Source organism: Leeuwenhoekiella sp. W20_SRS_FM14, from assembly GCF_052119605.1.
GTDB lineage: Bacteria > Bacteroidota > Bacteroidia > Flavobacteriales > Flavobacteriaceae > Leeuwenhoekiella.
The window spans coordinates 815863-836013 of sequence record NZ_JBGQOK010000001.1 but is presented as its reverse complement, the minus strand read 5'-3'; the positions used below and the strand labels follow the sequence as shown (position 1 = coordinate 836013).

The window sequence follows — 20151 nt, the reverse complement described above, 5'->3', positions numbered from 1 at the left end:
AGCAAGGCTCTGTTTTTTTTTGATTTGAAATTTTCTAGAATTTCTAATTAATTACTTTATTAAAGGTATTGATAAATATAAATCTTAACCCATTTGTCGGTTTTCAATAGCAAAATTTAAATTTTCCTGGAGATTTAAATACGTAAATGCCTCGGTTAAACTCTCATAACATTTAATAGAATTTTTATAAAAGAATTGTTCAATTTCAACATTTGTAGTTGCTGTTTCTCTATAGGTAACGATTATATATGCTTTAAAACATTGATAAGTTTGTTGAAATCGTATCCAGTCTTGTGGCATAAGTGCATAATTATTGACTCTATTTGAAATAAAGTATAGATTTTCATTTGATTTACCATAAAAGTGTTCTTTACAAGTAATCATCGTAGCTACCATATCCCAGTTGAAAAGAACACCTTCATTAATTTCTGAAATAATAATGTTCTCTAAAAAATATAGCTTTCCAAAACTGAAACTATGTTCCTCGATTACATACTTCATTAAATGGGTATCCTTGATTTTCATAATTAGGGGAGTGGTTTATTTGAACTTTGGATATACTTAAATATACATAATTAGAATTCGTTTGCTACTTTTTAAGTTTGGTTATTCGTTTTACTTAAACAAAAAACCCACCGCTAGGGTGGGTTTTGACTTGTATATTATAAAATCTTAGTCGTTACTACCTACAAGTGATAAAAATTTATCAAGATTGGGAAGTATTACAATACGCGTACGTCTGTTTTTTGCGCGGTCTTCTTTTGAAGCGTTATCCACAAGGGGAAGGTAACTACTGCGACCTGCGGCGATTAATTTTTTAGGATCTACACCATAATTATCCTGTAATTCTCTGATGATTGCAGTAGAACGTTCTACACTTAATTCCCAGTTATCTTTAATATATGCACCCGGTTTTACAGTTTGATCATCTGTGTGACCTTCAACCATAACTTCAATAGCTGGTTCTGAATTAATTACATCGGCTAGACGTTTTAGTAAATTATCTGCTTTATTACTTACGCGGTAGCTTCCGCTGTTAAACAATAATTTGTCAGATACATTAATCATAACCACAGTCTCATCAATATCTACCTGAATGTCATCGTCTGATGATACCGTCATATCCAGGTTTTTCTTTAGATTATAAGAGATTGCAAGGTTCATAGAATCTTCAAGAGTTTTAGCTCCTGATAATTCTTGTTGATTAGCATTCTTAAGTGTTGCACGCATTTTGTTTTTTGTGCTTTCTGATATAGCCGCGATATTCTCTACAAGATCAAGCTTATTGTAATTCTCATCTCTAAGTGAATTAATCTTGGCGTTGTAATCTGCCACACGATTTTCTATTGCGCTATACTTAGCCTCAAGTTCTTCTTTTTCGACCTGAGTTTTAGTTAATGTAGATACGGTATTATCGTATTGTCCTTGTAATTCTGTGTATTTCTTTTTTGATACACACGATACGGTTAGCAGTGTAGCTCCCACAAGAGCGACGGTATTAAATATTCTCATAGTTATTAATTTAGTTAGACAGACATAACCACCGATAGTTCAATTTATTTTTTTTGGAATCTTATAATTGTGTTAAAAACAATTAATGAGATTTCTTCTAAAATGATAAAAGCCCGTAAACACAAGGCTTACGGGCTTTTTGAAATTTTATAAAATAATTACTTAATCTCTACTAATTCTAAGTCAAAAGTCAAATCCTGACCTGCAAGTGGGTGATTTGCATCTATTACAATGCTCTCATTGCGTACTTCTGCTACACGCAATTGGCGCTCAGTACCATCAGGGTTCTTTGCAACTAATCCCATACCTACCTGAGGATCAATTTCTGGTGGTAAATCTGTCTTAGGTACTTCCTGAAATAAGTCTTTGCGTACTTCACCGTAAGCCTCAGCTTCGGGTATTGTTACACTTTTCTTCTCATTTACAGTCATATCAATTAATCCCTTTTCAAAACCTGGAATTATCTGACCCTGACCCATTTGAAATTCTAAAGGTTCTTTATCTACAGAGCTGTCAAATATCTGACCGTTAGCCAGTTTACCCGTATAATGTACAGCTACAGTATCGTTATTTTTTACTTTACGTTGTGTATTTCTATCCGTTGTTTCCATAGGTGACAAGCTAAAAAACACAACAAGCAATACCGAAGAAATAATGTTAAAATCTTAATTTTTACCGTATTAAAAACAAAAAGCATCAGATCCCGAGAGATTGATGCTTTAATACCCTAAATAGATGAAGATTATGATTTTAATCTTCTATTCTTTACAATTTTTGAAATTACGATGTACGCCACTAGAGCGATAACAAAATATAGGAAATAAGATACCGGTTTACCATTACCTCCTACAGTAGTAAATAGGCGGTCAAAACGTATTTTTTCCATTATACCGTTACCATTACTATCCCAACTAAACCAAATGAATACCGGCTTTCCTACAACGTGGTTTTCAGGTACAAAACCCCAGAACCTGCTGTCTTCACTATTGTGACGATTATCTCCCATCATCCAGTAATAATCTTGTTTAAACGTATACTCCGTTAAAGGTTGATTGTCTAATAGTACCTGATTTCCTGAAATGGTTATGGTCTGAGGGTGACCCATTTCAGTGCCTTCATACACTTCGATTAAGCGTTTGTAGAGTGGAATGTTCTCTGTGGTAATAGGAGTCGATGTTCCTTTCTTCGGAATATATAGCGTAGAAATTTGGTCGCGGTTGCCTAAACTTGCAGTTCCTTTAGGAAAAATAGAAGGATCTTTTTGATCTGCCGGAGCGATGATCTTTTCTAAAGAAGCTACATTGGGATGATTTCTAAAGCGTTCTGCATTTTCATCGGTTATAGATTGTGTAGCAAATTGTGTACTATTAAAAAACTGAAGGTTTGTTATCTTATAACTATCATACAGATTTTTAGCGTTAAAACCACTGCCTTTTGATAGACCTTGATAACTGTATTGCAGTTGGGCACGATCTGGTAATTCGAGAGGTTTATTGTTTACGTAAACCTTTCCATCTACAACTTTTAGGCTATCGCCGGGAATACCCACCGCACGTTTAACGTAGTTAGATTTTTTATCTATCGGTTTTTGATAGTATTTACCATCATCTAAGCCATAAAAACGGTTTACTGTATCTACAGGCCAACTAAAAACAACAATATCACTACGCTCTATTTTCTGAAAACCGGGCAATCTAAAATAGGGGAGTTGTGGTTTATCTAAATAGGATTTTATACCAAGACCGGGAATCGTATCGTGTACCATAGGAAAACTCACAGTAGTCATAGGAGTTCTGGCACCATAATGAAATTTGCTAACAAACAAAAAGTCACCTATGAGAAGAGTGCGTTCTAGCGATCCTGTAGGTATCGTAAATGGTTGCATTACATACGTATGAACTATGGTTGCAGCAACAACAGCAAAAAGTATAGAACTCGTCCACTCACCAGAAGCACTTTTAGGTACTAGCGATCGCTCAGTCTTGTAAGTTACCGGCGCAACATAATTCAGATAATACAGGTAAAACCCTAAGGTTACGATAACCAGAGCGGTATCTGTAGTCGTATTTTTGCCAAAACTACGTGCGGTTTCTACCCAAATAACCGGAAACATTATCAGGTTTACAATGGGTATAAAAAGTAAAATCGTCCACCACCAGGGGCGACCAATTATTTTCATCAAAATTACCGCGTTATAAACCGGAACGATTGCTTCCCAGGGTTGGCGTCCTGCCTTTTTGTAAAGTTTCCAGGTGCCCAAAAAATGAATTACCTGAACAGCCAGAAAAAATATAAACCACTGCATCATAGTCATAGGTTTCTCGTTTTAAAATTTTTAGATACGTTTATTCAGAAAGATTTAAAACATCTTTCATGGTATGTACACCTTTTTTATCTTTTAACCATTCTGCTGCTATGATTGCTCCTAAAGCAAAACCATGACGGTTATGTGCTTTGTGTTCTATCACAAGTTCATCTACCTGGCTTTTGTAGGTAATCGTGTGCGTGCCAGGTACTTCTCCTTCACGTAAGGCTTTAATGGTTATTTTATGTTCTTCTTCGGCATCTAGAATCCAGTCAGTATTATCTGTTTCCTCGATAATACCCTCGGCAAGTGTGATAGCGGTACCGCTGGGTGCGTCTAATTTATGTATATGATGCACTTCAGTCATACTTACCTGGTAATCTTTAAGTGTTTTCATCATTTTGGCTAATTTTTTATTCAGCTCAAAAAAGATGTTCACCCCTACACTAAAATTAGAAGCATAGATAAAAGCTCCGTTTTCTTTTTCGCAAAGTGCAACCATTTCAGAATAATTATCTAACCAGCCGGTAGTACCTGAAACAACGGGAACACCAGATTTAATTGCAGAACTTATGTTTGCTACAGCAGCGTCAGGAACACTAAAATCTATAGCAACATCTGCAGCATTAAAATCATAGCTGTCATTCTGGTCTATTTTAGCAACAATCGTATGACCGCGTTCAATGGCTAGTTTTTCTATGGTTTTTCCCATGCGGCCGTAACCAAGAAGGGCAATTTTCATAATTTAAAATGTATAAGTTATGCGCATACCTACGGTATTTGAAAAGTCAAAATCACTGCGCTGTAAAAATGGGGTAAAACTGAGACGGTCTTCAACCTCATATTGAGAAAGATGCGCATCTACGTTTGCTTCAATAATCTGCAGAACATAAATACCCGCAGTAATTAGTATAGAAAGCTCTTTATTTCTTCTGTAGAAATCCTGAGCACTTATAAGTTGATCTTCGGTAAAAATTTGTGTGGCATTACCATTTTCATCAATAACCGTAAACTCATCAATGCGTCCTGCGATTCGATCTTTGTAAGCCGTTCTGTATTGCTGAAAAAGATCGTGATTGTAAATTGCAATACCTACACCGGTACCTACAGCGCCATAAACTAGTGGTATTTTCCAGTAATCACCGTTGTACGCCTGACCCAAACCCGGTAAAATACCTGAGTAAAAAGCTGCTTTAGCTGGTCTTAAGGGGTCATATTCTTCAAATACAGGATCTATTTCCTGGGCAGTAATTTCGGGTTCATCTTGTTCTTCTACAGTTTGAGCAAAGCCAAAGCTATAGAGGAATAAAAGTAAAATTAATACAGATTTATTGTGCACCGGAAATTAGTTTTTTTAATCGCTCAAAGTCTTCTTGTGATGAAAACGGAATAATAAGTTTTCCATTGCCCTTTTGTGCAACTTTTACATCTACTTTAGCGCCAAAATAGGATGCAAACTGCTCTTTTCCTTCTTTAATAAATTCTGGAACGCTAGTTTTTACAGGTGTTGCTTTTCCTTTACCCTCCTTATAGTTTTTTACTAAACTTTCAGTAGCACGTACAGACAGTGCATTTTCTATAATCTTCTCGTAAATATCAAGTTGATCTGAGGTACTTTCAATATTTATTAATGCTCTTCCGTGGCCCATAGAGAGAAACCCATCGCGCATTCCTGTTTGAATAATAGGATCTAATTTTAATAGACGCAGATAATTGGCAATGGTAGATCTGTTTTTGCCTACGCGATCGCTCATTTGCTCTTGCGTAAGGTTAATCTCTTCAATTAAACGCTGATAGGATAGTGCAATTTCGATAGGGTCAAGATCTTCTCGCTGAATATTTTCAACAAGAGCCATCTCTAAAGATTCCTGATCATTTGCAATACGTATATATGCAGGAATGGTCTCTAAGCCTACTAATTTTGAAGCTCTAAATCGACGTTCACCAGAAACCAGTTGATATTGACCAAAACTTATTTTACGTACAGTTATGGGTTGTATTACGCCTAGCTCACGTATAGAAGAGGCTAACTCTTTTAATGCATCTTCATTAAAACTACTTCTGGGCTGAAAGGGGTTAACCTCAATTTGCTCCAGTTCTAATTCTACAATATTCCCTACAACTTTATCTGCTCCTTTATCTCCGGCAGTCTTTATATCATTATCAGGATCTTTAAGCAATGCAGAAAGACCGCGACCTAATGCTTGTTTTTTTACTGCTTTAGCCATTGTTATACGTCATTTTTTGTGATTATCTCCTGGGCTAAACTTAAGTAATTTGCCGCACCTTTACTGCCTGCATCATAATTAATAATGCTTTCGCCATAACTAGGAGCTTCACTTAATCGCACATTACGTTGTATAATGGTGTCAAAAACCATCTCGTCAAAATGCTTCTGAACCTCCTCAACAACTTGATTAGATAGTCGCAGTCGAGAATCAAACATCGTCAATAAAAGACCTTCAATATCTAAAGCCGAATTATGTATTTTTTGAACACTTTTTATCGTGTTTAATAGTTTTCCTAAACCTTCTAGCGCAAAATATTCACACTGTATAGGTATTATGACAGAATCTGCTGCGGTAAGTGCATTTAAAGTTAATAACCCTAGAGAAGGAGCACAGTCTATTATAACATAATCATAACTGTCTTTAAGATGACGTATGGCTTTGCGCATCATATACTCGCGTTCTTCCATATCTACCAGTTCTATTTCTATAGCGACCAAATCTATATGAGCTGGTATGATGTCGAGATTGGGAGATTCTGTCTTCATTATAGCATCTTCAGCAGGGCTCGAATGCTCTAATAATTGATAAGTACCTAGTTCTATACTTTCTACATCAAGCCCTAATCCCGAAGTAGCATTTGCCTGAGGATCTGCATCAATTAGAAGTACTTTCTTATCTAAAACACCCAGGGATGCGGCAAGGTTTACCGATGTAGTTGTTTTTCCTACACCTCCTTTTTGATTAGCAACAGCTATTATTTTACCCATAGAAATCTTAAAAATTGAAGTGCGAAAGTACGATTTATAACCCGCAATTAAAATGCTTTTTGTTAACAGCTTTTAATCATTCTCGACAATTGCTCTATCCCAATCATACACAATAAATAGGCAATTGATAAAATATATTGTAAAGCGTAATAAGTATTAATGGAGAGAGATAATTTTAATCTATGAATACCATACTTTGACCGAAAATTATTTTATGGTAGCTAATGAAACTGTAAGTTCGAAAGATAATTAAACAAACTTAATTTTATTAGTTATGAAGAATTTTACCAATCAATTAGAAGCTTTCTCTTTTGAAAAATTAGAGGAGCGTAAAGAGTTTACATTTTATTTCCACAGTCATTACAAAGGTTGTGGTCATAACACACACAGCTGTAACCCATGTGACCCTTGTGCACCAAAATCTTGTCCTAACACAGGAGGTACTCCAGTTTAATTTTTTAACTTAGAATTTTCTAAGTTTTTAATAATAAAAAAGCTCAAATTTTATGGTTTGAGCTTTTTTTTATTTTTAAAGTATGTCAAAACCTTCTGTATCTGCTCTATTCTTTGAGCAATTAGTACCTTATTTAAGTCCGCTTTTTAGCATTGATAATGAGGAAAAATTTAGTTCTTTTCAAAAATATGTGAATAAATACATCTATTATGTCTTTACATTAGATCGTATTATAGATCAAGAAATTAATTGGGTTGAAGATTTTGACACAGCGACAGAAACACTGAAACGTGCACAAGACTATAGCACAACTGCTATTTTAGGTCTGGGACAGCTCTTTGAAACTGAGAATAATTTCTGGAAGCACTTTAATAGTTATATGAATAGCTATTATGAAGGCCTGGTGCTCGAAAAGAAAAATTCTGCCCTGCAAATTAACCATACTATAGAATCTTTTGAAGCTTATAGTTTTAGCAAGCATGCACCTGCTTTTATACCGGTTGAAGGTCTTTTTATTCTTTTTAAAAGTGATGTAGATTCTAAAAAAGTGATAGAACTGTTCAATCAATTATTTTATGGTATGCAAATGCTAGACGATATTGAAGATTTTAATGAAGATGTTCTTAAAAATCAACATACTTACTGTATAAGTGCTGTTAATGAATTTATATTAGAACATAAAATTGAAGAAATGCCTGGTTTAGATCGTTTTAAAGAACGAGTTTTCTACGTTTCTGGTCTAGCTGAAAAATGCAATACTTATGCGACACGTCAATTTAAAATAGCTCAGGATACTGCACGGAAACTTAATTTAAACGAACTTGTAATTTGGATTGATACTATGCTTCAAATGCTTGAGCACAACAGAAATATTATAAACGAGCTTACAAAATAAAATGGCTGTTATTGTAAAACCATATGAACTCTCGAGTTATAATGCTAATACCTGGGTTCTGGAAACTCCTGAAGGACATTTTAATATAAATCAACAGTCTAAACAATTAATAGATCTTTTATCGCGCTCCCAGTCTTTTGAAGATGCGCACAACAGGTTTATATCAGAATTTGATATAGAGCTCACTAAAGAAAATTTTGATGCTTTTATTAATTCCCAGCTCGCTTCAACAGGTCTCTTAGGTGATGTGGGACAGGAAGAAAATAAAAAAGAAAAGAGTTTTATAAAACTTGAATTTACCATTTTTAAAGAAGCGACAGCAAAGAAGCTGGCGACACCTTTAAAACCTTTATTTCAACCTGTATTTTTTTGGATAGCATTTACCTCATTATTCGTACTGGCATTATATACCGTGTTTTTTAGGAGTTTTGAAGAAACAGAAGTTTCTGCTCTGGCAGTAGCTGTACTATATTTTGTGACCATAATTTTTCACGAGTTAGGGCACATCGCTGCCTGCTCAAGATTTACGGGACGTAACGGTGAAATAGGAGGCGGGTTTTACGTTATTTTCCCGGTATTATACTCTAGTATCTCTTCGATGTGGCATGCTACTAAAGGCGAGCGTGTAATAGGTAATCTTGCCGGGGTATATATGCAATTGTGGTGTTTACTCATAAGCTTAGTGCTATTTTCTCTGTTTCCAGATCAGGGAATATTTGCAGAAATCGCTTTTATGGTGGGTATTTATAGCCTAATTCAATTGGTTCCTTTTATTCGTTCTGATGGGTATTGGTTACTATCAGATCTTACAGACACACCTAATTTACTCAGCAAATCTTCTCAGGCAATTAAAGATTTATTTACAAAGCCACAAACCTTATTTGTAAAACAAGAACGTTTAAAAAATACAGGTCTTATTCTTTACGGAAGTTTTAATACCCTTATAGTAATCTATTTTGTAGGATATCAATTGTTTTATAATTGGGAAGAGATTATTCATTTTCCCTTACACCTATGGGATATGCTCAAACAAATACTACAATTACAAATCCCAGATTTTGAAGCGGAATTTATCATCGTGATTCTATTTTATGTTATTCTGTTCAATTATTTAAAACGAGGATATACAGCTATTTTTAAACCGAAACTTAATTAATTAAAAAATCCCTTTAAGCAGTCTTAAAGGGATTTTTTAGTTTCTATTAAAAGTAATTAAGACTTGCGCTTAGCTCTTACAGCAGCTTCAAGTTGGTCCCAAAGTTCTTCAGGAATGTCTTGTAATAAATTGAATTGTCCTGCGCCTTCAAGCCACTCACCACCATCAATAGTTACTACTTCACCATTTACATAAGCAGAAAAGTCTGAAACTAAGTAAGCTGCCAGATTTGCCAATTCCTGATGATCACCTACGCGGCGCAAGGGTACTTTTTTAGAAAGATCAAATTTTTCGGCTAGATCACCGGGCAATAAACGTTCCCAGGCACCTTTAGTAGGAAATGGTCCCGGTGCAATGGCATTAGAACGTATGCCGTATTTAGCCCATTCTACAGCCAGAGATCGCGTCATTGCCAGAACTCCCGCTTTTGCTGTTGCACTGGGTACAACGTATGCAGAACCCGTCCAAGCGTAGGTTGTTACTATGTTTAAAATAGTTTTGTTTTTTTCGCCAGCATCAATCCAATGTTTTCCGAAGGCAAGCGTGCAGTTTTTACTTCCTTTTAAAACAATATCAATTACAACATCAAAAGCATTTGCCGAAAGCCGCTCTGTAGGGGATATAAAATTTCCTGCAGCATTATTGAGTAAAACATCTACACTACCAAATTTCTCAACAACAGCATCGCGCATTGCTTCTACCTGCTCATAATCACGTACATCACATTGCACTGCAAAGCAGTTTCCGCCGGTTTCTTGTTCTAGTGCTGAAGCTGTAGTTTTTAATTTATCAAGGTCACGCGAACTAATAGCTACATTGGCGCCTAATTCCAAAAAGTATTTAGTCATCGATTTACCCAAACCGCTACCGCCTCCGGTGACTACAATTGTTTTTCCTTTTAGCGCATCGTCGCGCAACATTTTATCGGTATAGCTCATTTTAAAGTATTTAATTCTTTATGCCTATTTAAAAAGGCTTAGATTGAAAAGTTACGTTCAATTAATTTTAGTTCTCGCACAGAAACCCTATATCTATAACTTAGTCTTCAAAACTTTGCATCAAAACTTCTAAGATAGAAATGGCGGCTTCACTTATTTTTGAGCCGGGACCAAAAATAGCAACAGCACCGGCATCAAATAAGAATTGATAATCTTTCCGCGGAATAACACCACCTACAATGACCATAATATCTTCACGATCTAATCGCTTTAATTCCTGAATTACTTGCGGCACTAATGTTTTATGACCTGCCGCGAGCGAACTTATGCCTAAAATATGTACATCATTTTCTACAGCTTGTTTTGCTGCTTCTTTTGGTGTTTGGAATAAGGGACCTATATCTACGTCAAAACCTACATCTGCATAACCGGTTGCAACCACTTTAGCACCACGATCGTGACCATCCTGACCCATTTTTGCAATCATAATACGCGGGCGTCTTCCCTCTAATTCGGCAAAACGATCTGCGAGTTCACGGGCTTTTGCAAAAGCAGGGTCCTTTTTAACTTCTTTACTATACACGCCTGTAAATGATTTTATTTCTGCTTTATACCTCCCAAAAACTAATTCTAAGGCTGTCGAAATTTCACCTAAAGTCGCTCTGTTACGAGCAGCCTCTACTGCTAAATTTAATAAATTACCGCTTCCTTTTTCTGCAGATTCAGTTAAAGCTGCTAAAGCCTGAGTAACTAATTGTGTATCTCGATTTTCTTTTACCTGAGCCAGGCGGTCTAGTTGTGATTTACGCACGGCGTCGTTATCTACCTCAAGGGTGACAATATCATCTTCAGTCTCTAGTTTGTATTTGTTGACCCCCACAATCACGTCACGACCACTATCAATTCGAGCCTGTTTGCGTGCTGCAGCTTCTTCAATCCGTAATTTTGGTATTCCTTTTTCTATTGCTTTAGTCATTCCGCCCAGTGCTTCAACCTCTTCAATAAGTTTCCAGGCTTTTTCTGCTATTTCATGTGTTAGCGATTCTACATAATAACTTCCGGCCCAAGGGTCTACGGTGCGGGTGATTTCGGTTTCTTTTTGTAGATAGATTTGTGTATTACGTGCAATACGTGCAGAAAAATCTGTAGGTAATGCGATCGCCTCATCTAGTGCATTTGTATGTAAGCTTTGAGTACCGCCAAAAACAGCGGCAGCAGCTTCAATAGTCGTGCGCGCAACATTATTAAATGGGTCCTGTTCTGTTAAACTCCATCCACTGGTTTGGCAGTGGGTACGTAGCGAAAGAGATTTTTCATTTTTAGGATTGAATTGCTTCACGATTTTTGCCCAAAGCATTCGGGCAGCACGCATTTTTGCAATTTCCATAAAGTGATTCATCCCAATACCCCAAAAGAAGGATAAGCGAGGTGCAAAACTGTCTATAGTCATTCCCGCAGCTAAGCCAGTTTTTAAATATTCGAGACCGTCTGCAAGCGTATAGGCCAGTTCAATATCTGCGGTAGCACCGGCTTCCTGCATGTGGTAACCCGAAATAGAAATCGTATTAAATTTGGGCATTTTTGCCGAAGCATATTCAAAAATATCTGAAATGATACGCATCGAAGGAGTAGGTGGGTAGATGTAGGTATTTCTAACCATAAACTCCTTTAAAATATCATTTTGTATGGTGCCTTGCAGTTGTTCTGGTTTAACGCCCTGCTCTTCTGCGGCAACAATGTAAAACGCCATTATAGGTAGCACCGCACCGTTCATCGTCATCGATACGCTCATTTTATCTAACGGAATCTGATCGAAGAGAATCTTCATATCTTCAACCGTATCAATAGCTACACCGGCCTTACCTACATCACCTTCTACACGCTCGTGATCACTATCATAACCACGATGTGTAGCAAGGTCAAAAGCTACCGAAAGTCCTTTTTGACCGGCTTTTAAATTACGTCTGTAAAAGGCATTGCTTTCTTCGGCAGTAGAGAATCCTGCATATTGTCTAATTGTCCACGGTTTGCGTACATACATGGTGCTGTAAGGGCCCCGTAAAAAAGGAGGTATTCCTGCAGCAAAATCAAGATGCTTTAAATCACTGATGTCGTTAGAAGTATAGTGCTTTTTAATGTGTATTTCTTCTGCAGTAACATTTGATTCTGCAGTAACAGATATATTTTTATGGTCTGTTTTTAGTTTAAGATGTTGAAGGTTTTTTCTACTCATCCTTTAATCGTTTTTGCTCAACTTCTTCTGCAAGACGTTTTGTAATAACCGGTTCAATTAATGTTTTACGCGGGTTCATTTTTAGAAAAGGATAAAGATCAAGATCGTGCTTCATGCGATCATCAGGGTTTTGGTAGGTATTTGTACCTACTAAACGTTTTTCGCTTTTATCAAAAGCTTCTTGCTCTTTAGCTGCAGAAGTTTTTATCTTTTTCTGAATTTTTCCTTCTATTAACTGGGTAACAAAACCACCACCGGCTTCAATATCTTTAAATAGACTTAAAGCTTGTTCGGCAAATTGCTGCGTTAGATTTTCTATATAATAAGTTCCGTCTGCAGGATTTGAGACCAGGTCAAAATAACTCTCGTGCTTTAGGAGCAACAATTGATTGCGTGCAATACGCTGCCCAAAATCATTAGTTTTATGGTAAATCGCATCGTAAGCGAGATTGCAAATGCTGTCTGCACCGCCTAGAACGGCACTCATACATTCGGTGGTTGTGCGTAACATATTGGTATTATAATCATACAAAACCTTATTGCGTAATGCCGGTTTAGCAATAATGTGACAGGTTTCGGGTAAATCATACTCGTTTGCCAGTGTTGCATAAAGCAAGCGTAGCGCTCTTATTTTTGCAATTTCAAAGAAATAATTAGAACCTATTGCAACCCTAAATGTGAAGCGTTGACTTTGTAATAAATCTCCATAATGATTAAAGTACTCATTTGTTTGAGCAAGAATATAAGCCAATTCCTGAACGATAGTAGCCCCGGCGTTATGGTATACAGAAGAATCTATACCTACAACGTTATCGTTTTTTGCGTTTAAAAAAAGTTCTTTAAGCTGGTAGCGATCTTGTTTTAAATCTGAAAACCAATTGCCATTAGCAGCGAGATTTCCTATAATATCAATATTTAGAAAACACGTAAATCCTTTATCCTGGGTTTTTTCTGAAAGTGCTGTAAAAAAAGCAACATCTAAAAAAGAAAAAATAAAATAGAGGTTCAGATTTTGCCGCGGAAGATTTTCTAGTAATTGATCAATGTTGAACTTATCATCTGCCTTAAACTGAAACGCTTCAACTCCTTTTGAAAGCAGTTCTAGTACCTTAAGAGCTGCAGTTTCTGGCTTCTTAATGTAAATTTCTTCTGCAATAGACCAGCTTGTAGGATGACCGGGAATCGATAAGGAATTCAAATCTTCACGGTGGTAAAAGGGTTTAATATGTATCCCTTCAGGACTTGACCACAACAGCGTTTCATTATAATCTGCACCTGCCAGATCATATTGTATTTTCTGTTTAAAGGCTTTAGCCGTAACCGGATTAAATTCTGCAAATAAAGCGTTATCCATCGTTCTCTTCTGTTTTTAGGCTGTCTTCATATTCAATGATAAAAATCTCTTCCTTATCTTTTTTCATATAATATTCTTCCCGCGCAAATCGCTCAAGTTCTTCGCTGTCTTTGAGTTTGTTAATTTGCTCGCGATCATTTTTTATTTCTTGTTTAAAATAGGCACGGTTGCCCTCAAGCTTATCTATCTCATCATTTAATTCTTTATGAATAAACCATGAATTGGTGTCAAAAAACACCATCCAGATTGTAAAAATCAATAAGATAAGCACGTATTTGTTTCCCAAAATACGGAACCACTTTTGTTGACGGAGTTTTTTTAATAAAGACACGTACAGCTAATTTAATTAAACCAATCGTTGATTTATAATACTGCGAACGATATCGATCGCCACGTTGTTGTATCGGTTATAAGGTATGATAATATCTGCATACTCTTTAGTAGGTTCTATAAACTGCTGATGCATGGGTTTTAATGTAGTCTGATATCGGGTAAGCACTTCTTCTAAATCTCTGCCACGCTCAGCAATATCTCGCTTTAAACGACGTATTAAACGCTCATCTGAGTCTGCGTGAACATATATTTTTATATCAAAAAGATCGCGTATCTCGGGGTGGGTAAGTATAAGAATACCTTCTACGATAACTACTTTACGCGGGTGTGTGATAACCTTATCACTGGTACGATTGTGTTTTACAAATGAGTAAACAGGTTGTTCTATTGTTTCACCTTGTTTCAACTGTTCAAGATGCTGACATAGCAATTCAAAATCAATAGACTTAGGGTGGTCAAAATTTATTTTTACACGCTCATCATAGCTTAAATGAGACGTATCTCTATAATACGAATCCTGAGAGATTACGGTTACCTCACCTTCCGGTAGTTCCTGAACAATTTGATTTACCACGGTTGTTTTACCACTACCGGTACCGCCGGCTATTCCTATAATAAGCATAAAAAATAATTTAGCGCAAAAATAGGAAACTTAACGCACTAAGTGCATCATAGTATTTGCCGCTTATTCACAAAATAAAAAAGCACCTTCAAATAGGGATTAGAAGATGCTTAATACTTTATATTTAGATTAATATCGCTTGAGGATCTATTATAAATATTAATGTGGAAGTTTATGTTTTACAATTCCGTAGATAAAGGTGCCCAGAAGGGCTCCTAAAATCACAATTAAAATCGATAGATAACCTGCGCCGGCAAGTACATACATTGGTCCGGGACAGGCACCTGCCAATGCCCATCCTAAACCAAATAATATTCCGCCAATAGCATAGCGAGCTACACTTTTATTTTTGGGCTTCAGGTGCATATCCTGGCCTTTAATTGCTTTTATGTCAAAGCGTTTTATGATTTGTACTCCTATTACGCCCAGAACTAATGCAGATCCTATAATACCATACATATGGAAAGAACCAAATTCAAACATTTCAAAAATGCGAAACCAGGACGCCGCTTCAGATTTATACATTATGATACCAAAAAAGGTACCTATTATTAAATAAACAATTGTTTTCATTACGCAAAAATTAGGGGATAAATAAAATGAATCATGATAAGGCCGCCTGTAAAAAAACCTATAACTGCAATAAGTGAGGGTAATTGTAAATTACTCAATCCTGAAATGGCATGACCACTGGTACAGCCTCCTGCATAGCGGGCTCCAAACCCCACAAGAAACCCACCGATAATTAAAATAAACCAGTTCATAGGATTGCTTAATGCTTCTAGACTAAAAATTTCGGTAGGGAGGTAGGCTTCCCCTGCGCTGTTGATCTCGTATCCCTTTAATTTAGTGATAACATCTGGAGCAAGTTCAACCGTGTTGTTAGACATAAATTGTGAAGCAAGAAAGCCTCCTAGAACAGCACCTACCATTACGGTAAGATTCCATTTTTCATTTTTCCAATTAAATTTAAAAAAGTCTGATGCTTTACCTGCACCTGTAGCAGAACATAAGGTTCTAAGATTTGAAGACATTCCAAATTGTTTACCTGCATAAAGAAGTATAAACATTGTAAGGGCAATTAAAGGGCCGGCAACATACCAGGGCCAGGGATTAGAAATCCAATTCATATTTAGGGTTTAATAGGGTTTATTATATAACTGTCTATAAGTCGAGCAAAGAACTACAAACTTGCAAGAGATGTACGTAACCTGAGTTACACAGATTGATTAAAATGAAGAATTATAGTACTCTATTTTGCAAAAAGTTCAATTAAAATACTTTTAATCGCTAATGCGCTAATTGTGTTAAACAAATCTGATTTTTAGGTATTAACCTATTAAATTAATCGAAATTGGACTAAGCAAATACTTAAGTAGACAGTTGTTAATAATAATGCATTTATAATTAAACCTATGCGACTACGTATTACCTGTAATTTGAAGTTTGAAATTGTAGTGCCTACCCCATTTATTCTCATGCTCAGACCACGCAGCGGTAGTCAGCAATGGATAGAACGTCAGGAGTATGAATTAACGCCCAGCACTGCTGTAAGCGAGTTTACAGATAATTATGGCAATTTGTGTCAGCGAATAACAGCTCAAGAGGGTTTGTTTTCTATAGCTACAACCTCAGAGGTAGTCACTACTGAATATAGTGACCAAAATTTTGGAGCTCATTTTGTTGAAATTCAAAATTTACCAGATTCTATATTGAGTTATTTATTACCCAGTAGGTATTGCGAGTCTGATTGCTTTAATGATCTTGCAGTTACAATTACTCAGGGTCAATTACCAGGTTATAATCAAGTGTCAGCAATTACAGAATGGATGCGTGCTACTATAAGTTATTTACCCGGCAGTAATAATGAACCCTTATCTGCGGTACAGGTTAACCATAAACGCTATGGGGTATGTAGAGACTTTGCACATTTAGGAATTGCATTGTGTCGCAGTTTAAGCATTCCTGCACGTATTGTAGTAGGATACTTATACAATTTACAACCTATGGATATGCACGCATGGTTTGAAGCCTATATAGGGAATAGATGGTACACCTTTGATGCTACGCAGCTAGGATCACAAGGAGGTTACGTTATTTTGGGTTTAGGGCGCGATGCAGCAGATGTGGCTGTTTTTAACCAATTTGGACCATCGGTATTTCCCTATGAACAGCTTGTAAAAGTTGAGCGTATTGCTGAATTTTAATGAGATAATTTTACTTAACAGATAGCTTGAGCATACACTGATCTGCATTAATTTTTTGGTCTAAAAATCATCAATGTTATTTATTAAATATAGAATATCCAACTATTAGAGAAGTACTTTTAAAGTTGGAATTCCAATTAGGATACGTACCTAATAAATTTCGTTTTAAATCGTGTCTTAATTCTATACTGTATCTATCTTTAAATTTATAACCTAATCCCAAAGCTAAATTGGGATTACTTCTAATATCTAACGACGTTTTATTTCTACCTTCACTTCGCTCAAAATCTACTGAAGAACCAAAATCTATACTGAACTGATACAGTACGTTTACAAATAATTTAGAATTATTATTTAGAAATAAATAATGTCTTAAACCTAAAGGTATTTCAATACTTTGATAATCAACAGTACTTGTTAACTCTGTATTGAAACCTTCATTGGGATCAAAATATTTAGTTTTATAAGATTGATAGGTAGGCTCTAGCGTTAATGCCCATTTATTATTATTGAATGGAAGAATAAATTCGGCTTCAATACCTAATCTTAATGAGAGTTCACTTTCAAACTCGGTATCTCTGTCATTTCTAGAAGAATTTTCAATAGAAAATGCGCTCGATTTTAATCCCGGTCTAATAGTTAAATTAAATATATCGCGCTCAGGTTCTAGTTCCGCAATTTGAAAATCTGGATTTATACATTTATTGTAATCAACAAAGTAATTTACTAGATCTCGCTTATCGTACTCTATACTTTCTAAATCTGAACTTTTTTTGTTATCACAATTTACCTCGTTAAAGAGTTGTTGTAAATAATAGTTGTTTGATCGTAATTTACTATTTGTGGTTAGGTATTGCTTATAAATTAACTGCTTAGTTTCTGAATTTTTGGTACTGAAAAAATAACGAGTTAGTTGACCCTCATGATATAAGTAAAGATTCGCATCACCTTCAACCAGTATTTTTAATAATACGGTCTCTTTAATAAATTCAGGTTCGCGGTTTTCATCAAGATCTTTAATTTTATTACTTGTTTTATCAATATCTACAGTGGCTTTGACATATTTAGATTTATGAATAACTGAAAATTCTTGGATATTAGCAATTACAGCCTTTTGAATATCACCATTATCGGTAAGCATATATTCAATTTCGGTAGGATTATTATTCCAATCATAGTTTTTGATTAAACAGTCAATCCTATTTCCAGAATTATTTATAAAGTATCCTTTTTCAAACGACGTTTGAGCAAAACATTGGACTCCCATAGTCATTAAAATAAATACGAGAAAAGTAATTTTTGACATGTGCTGTTAATTTACAGTTGATTATTAGAAATAATAATTACGAAAATAGAATTAATTATAATTTAATAATTACTGAATTCTGTAAATTTTAAAATTTATGGAGTTATACAAATGCTATGGTTATTTATTTTAATTCTCCTAAATCCAAAAAAAAAGCAACGAAAAAAAATATTCAAATTTTTTTCGTTGCCGTGAGATCCTCAGTTTAGATACTGAAGATTTAACTGTGTGCCATTTTTATTTTAGATGAATATTCATTTAGACTGGTTAATTTATTTGAAAAAAAACAATTATAAAGCAAATAAAATTTTAAATCAAACAGGAAAAAATCACAAACTCCTCTGGCATTCAACCGTTAACCGTGGGTAACTTGGCACTTCCTGTATTTGTTATTATTTAAACTCGTTAACCGCTTCACCCAGATCATAAACTGGAACTTCTTTAATATGATGAGCGACAATACTACTACCGGCAGCGCTGCGATAACCGCCTGCACAATGTACTACAATAGATTTATCTCTAGGTATTTCAGCAATACGCTCTCTTAACTCGTGTAGCGGTATGGTAAGTGCTTTATCAAAAAATTTACCAGCCTCCGTTTCGCTTTGATTTCTAATATCAATAATTGTATATGCTTCTAAATTTTCTTTGAATTTTTTCAAATCTAATACTGAAGATTTTATCCAACTCTGCTCTCCAAGTGTATAAATTTGTTTGACCTGACTTTCGTACCCAATTTTAGCAACCCGACTTAGTAATTCTTCAGCATGACTGTAATCTTTAGCAACCATACTAAATTCTTCTTCAGGTTTTACAATAGAGCCCAACCACGTCTCAAATTTGTGGTTTTCTTCTAGTGCCATGATATTAAAACTATTGCGTTTATGACCCTTTTTAAAATACTGTTCATCGCGTGTATCTATTACTAAATCATCACCATTTAAATGTTCATCCTTAAGTTTTAGCGGAATATCAGCGATGCTGCCTTTAAGATTAGCTGCGCCGTTTTTATTGATGTCTACATTATAACCAAAGTAATGCGGAATAAATGGCTGTGAGTCGAGTAAGTGGTCTACAAACGCGCTTTCGGTATGTGTATTAAATGCCCAATTCGTCTCACGTTGTTCTCCTAAGGTACTACTCCCTTCACTACTCATGTTTTTTCCGCATAAAGAGCCCGCTCCATGAGCAGGATACACGATAGCATCATTAGGTAAGGAATTAAATACGTGAGTAATAGTCTTGAACATTGATTTTGCAAGATCAAGGCGTTTTGCTTTTGTGTTTCCGGCTTTTTCCCGTAAATCGGGTCTGCCAACATCTCCTATAAATAAGGTGTCACCTGTAAATAGTGCGGTATTTTCATCTTCCGTAGCTACTATTGTAATACCATCTGGCGAGTGACCCGGTGTATTCAAGGCTGTAAAGGTTATGTTTCCTATTTTAACAACATCGCCGTCATCAAAGGTTTTATGGGTATAATCTGCGCCAACGAGTTTACTTGCATAAAGTATTGCGCCGGTTTCTTTATGTATTTGTAAATGTGAACTCACAAAATCTGCGTGAGGATGTGTTTCAAAAACGGCAACAATAGTTGCATTATGTTCTTCCGCAAATTTGTAATACTGAGCAGGATCACGCTCAGGGTCAACTAAGGTAATTTTATTACCGCATAGTATCGCATAAGAAAAGTGAGAAAGGGGCTTATATTCAAATTGTTTAATAGTCATGAGTCATTAATTTTTGGTAAAAATAATTTAGAAGTTATTAGGAGGCTGTAACCTAGGATACATAGCGTTAAAAGCTTCTAAAAGATATCTCGATCTGGTTGCAGCTGT

The 20151-nt window shown here is 35.7% G+C and carries 21 protein-coding genes; 4 read left to right on the top strand and 17 right to left on the bottom strand.

Annotated features, from left to right (window positions below; all coding sequences use genetic code 11):
- Positions 1 to 84 precede the first annotated feature (84 nt).
- The 8 genes from ACEN25_RS03535 to ACEN25_RS03500 form a co-directional block, all read right to left on the bottom strand.
- Positions 85 to 525: a hypothetical protein gene (locus tag ACEN25_RS03535; protein WP_441801681.1), complete on the bottom strand. Its 441-nt coding sequence runs from the start codon at positions 523 to 525 to the stop codon at positions 85 to 87.
- A gap of 147 nt (positions 526 to 672) precedes the next feature.
- Positions 673 to 1512 carry an OmpA/MotB family protein gene (locus tag ACEN25_RS03530; protein WP_441801680.1) on the bottom strand — a complete coding sequence of 280 codons (840 nt, stop codon included), beginning with the start codon at positions 1510 to 1512 and terminating at the stop codon, positions 673 to 675.
- 158 nt (positions 1513 to 1670) lie between these two features.
- Positions 1671 to 2123 carry an FKBP-type peptidyl-prolyl cis-trans isomerase gene (locus ACEN25_RS03525; RefSeq protein ID WP_441801679.1) on the bottom strand — a complete coding sequence of 151 codons (453 nt, stop codon included), beginning with the start codon at positions 2121 to 2123 and terminating at the stop codon, positions 1671 to 1673.
- 131 nt (positions 2124 to 2254) lie between these two features.
- Positions 2255 to 3826 carry a signal peptidase I gene (gene lepB, locus ACEN25_RS03520; RefSeq protein ID WP_441801678.1) on the bottom strand — a complete coding sequence of 524 codons (1572 nt, stop codon included), beginning with the start codon at positions 3824 to 3826 and terminating at the stop codon, positions 2255 to 2257.
- A 31-nt stretch (positions 3827 to 3857) separates the two neighbouring features.
- Complete coding sequence (gene dapB, locus ACEN25_RS03515; protein WP_441801677.1) at positions 3858 to 4559, bottom strand: 4-hydroxy-tetrahydrodipicolinate reductase; 702 nt, start codon at positions 4557 to 4559, stop codon at positions 3858 to 3860.
- Between the two features lie 3 nt (positions 4560 to 4562).
- On the bottom strand, positions 4563 to 5156 hold the full coding sequence (locus tag ACEN25_RS03510) for a DUF5683 domain-containing protein (RefSeq protein ID WP_441801676.1): 594 nt from the start codon (positions 5154 to 5156) through the stop codon (positions 4563 to 4565).
- Positions 5146 to 6045: a ParB/RepB/Spo0J family partition protein gene (locus ACEN25_RS03505; RefSeq protein ID WP_028375127.1), complete on the bottom strand. Its 900-nt coding sequence runs from the start codon at positions 6043 to 6045 to the stop codon at positions 5146 to 5148. Before ACEN25_RS03505 ends, ACEN25_RS03510 begins: the two co-directional genes overlap by 11 nt.
- A gap of 2 nt (positions 6046 to 6047) precedes the next feature.
- Positions 6048 to 6815 carry a ParA family protein gene (locus tag ACEN25_RS03500; protein ID WP_441801675.1) on the bottom strand — a complete coding sequence of 256 codons (768 nt, stop codon included), beginning with the start codon at positions 6813 to 6815 and terminating at the stop codon, positions 6048 to 6050.
- Between the two features lie 274 nt (positions 6816 to 7089).
- Between ACEN25_RS03500 and ACEN25_RS03495 the strand changes: the two genes are divergently transcribed.
- The 3 genes from ACEN25_RS03495 to ACEN25_RS03485 all read left to right on the top strand — a co-directional run bounded on the left by ACEN25_RS03495 (position 7090) and on the right by ACEN25_RS03485 (position 9320).
- Positions 7090 to 7269: a hypothetical protein gene (locus ACEN25_RS03495; RefSeq protein WP_441801674.1), complete on the top strand. Its 180-nt coding sequence runs from the start codon at positions 7090 to 7092 to the stop codon at positions 7267 to 7269.
- An 82-nt stretch (positions 7270 to 7351) separates the two neighbouring features.
- Complete coding sequence (locus tag ACEN25_RS03490) at positions 7352 to 8164, top strand: hypothetical protein (protein ID WP_441801673.1); 813 nt, start codon at positions 7352 to 7354, stop codon at positions 8162 to 8164.
- A 1-nt stretch (position 8165) separates the two neighbouring features.
- Entirely contained in the window at positions 8166 to 9320 is a 1155-nt protein-coding gene (locus ACEN25_RS03485; RefSeq protein WP_441801672.1) for a hypothetical protein, read from the top strand.
- Between the two features lie 56 nt (positions 9321 to 9376).
- Here the strand turns inward: ACEN25_RS03485 and ACEN25_RS03480 are convergent, their stop codons facing one another.
- The 7 genes from ACEN25_RS03480 to ACEN25_RS03450 form a co-directional block, all read right to left on the bottom strand.
- Positions 9377 to 10258, bottom strand: coding sequence for an SDR family oxidoreductase (locus ACEN25_RS03480; protein ID WP_441801671.1), 882 nt, complete (start codon positions 10256 to 10258; stop codon positions 9377 to 9379).
- A gap of 100 nt (positions 10259 to 10358) precedes the next feature.
- Entirely contained in the window at positions 10359 to 12491 is a 2133-nt protein-coding gene (scpA, locus tag ACEN25_RS03475; RefSeq protein ID WP_441801670.1) for a methylmalonyl-CoA mutase, read from the bottom strand.
- A complete protein-coding gene (locus tag ACEN25_RS03470; protein WP_441801669.1) occupies positions 12484 to 13845 on the bottom strand; it encodes a methylmalonyl-CoA mutase subunit beta in 1362 nt (453 codons plus the stop codon). Before ACEN25_RS03470 ends, scpA begins: the two co-directional genes overlap by 8 nt.
- Entirely contained in the window at positions 13838 to 14131 is a 294-nt protein-coding gene (locus ACEN25_RS03465; protein ID WP_051621281.1) for an FtsB family cell division protein, read from the bottom strand. The genes ACEN25_RS03470 and ACEN25_RS03465 overlap by 8 nt, the downstream gene beginning before the upstream one ends.
- Positions 14132 to 14191: 60 nt before the next feature.
- A complete protein-coding gene (gene udk / locus ACEN25_RS03460) occupies positions 14192 to 14800 on the bottom strand; it encodes a uridine kinase (protein ID WP_028375135.1) in 609 nt (202 codons plus the stop codon).
- Between the two features lie 159 nt (positions 14801 to 14959).
- On the bottom strand, positions 14960 to 15373 hold the full coding sequence (locus tag ACEN25_RS03455; RefSeq protein WP_441801668.1) for a DUF6691 family protein: 414 nt from the start codon (positions 15371 to 15373) through the stop codon (positions 14960 to 14962).
- Positions 15373 to 15930 (bottom strand): YeeE/YedE family protein, encoded by a 558-nt coding sequence (locus tag ACEN25_RS03450; protein ID WP_441801667.1) that lies wholly within the window; start codon positions 15928 to 15930, stop codon positions 15373 to 15375. Before ACEN25_RS03450 ends, ACEN25_RS03455 begins: the two co-directional genes overlap by 1 nt.
- A gap of 285 nt (positions 15931 to 16215) precedes the next feature.
- Between ACEN25_RS03450 and ACEN25_RS03445 the strand changes: the two genes are divergently transcribed.
- On the top strand, positions 16216 to 17007 hold the full coding sequence (locus tag ACEN25_RS03445; protein ID WP_441801666.1) for a transglutaminase-like domain-containing protein: 792 nt from the start codon (positions 16216 to 16218) through the stop codon (positions 17005 to 17007).
- 76 nt (positions 17008 to 17083) lie between these two features.
- On the opposite strand, the gene ACEN25_RS03440 is transcribed toward ACEN25_RS03445, so the two are convergent.
- Complete coding sequence (locus tag ACEN25_RS03440) at positions 17084 to 18313, bottom strand: outer membrane beta-barrel protein (RefSeq protein ID WP_441801665.1); 1230 nt, start codon at positions 18311 to 18313, stop codon at positions 17084 to 17086.
- Positions 18314 to 18705: 392 nt separating this feature from the next.
- Entirely contained in the window at positions 18706 to 20043 is a 1338-nt protein-coding gene (locus ACEN25_RS03435) for an MBL fold metallo-hydrolase (protein WP_441801664.1), read from the bottom strand.
- Between the last annotated feature and the right edge of the window lie 108 nt (positions 20044 to 20151).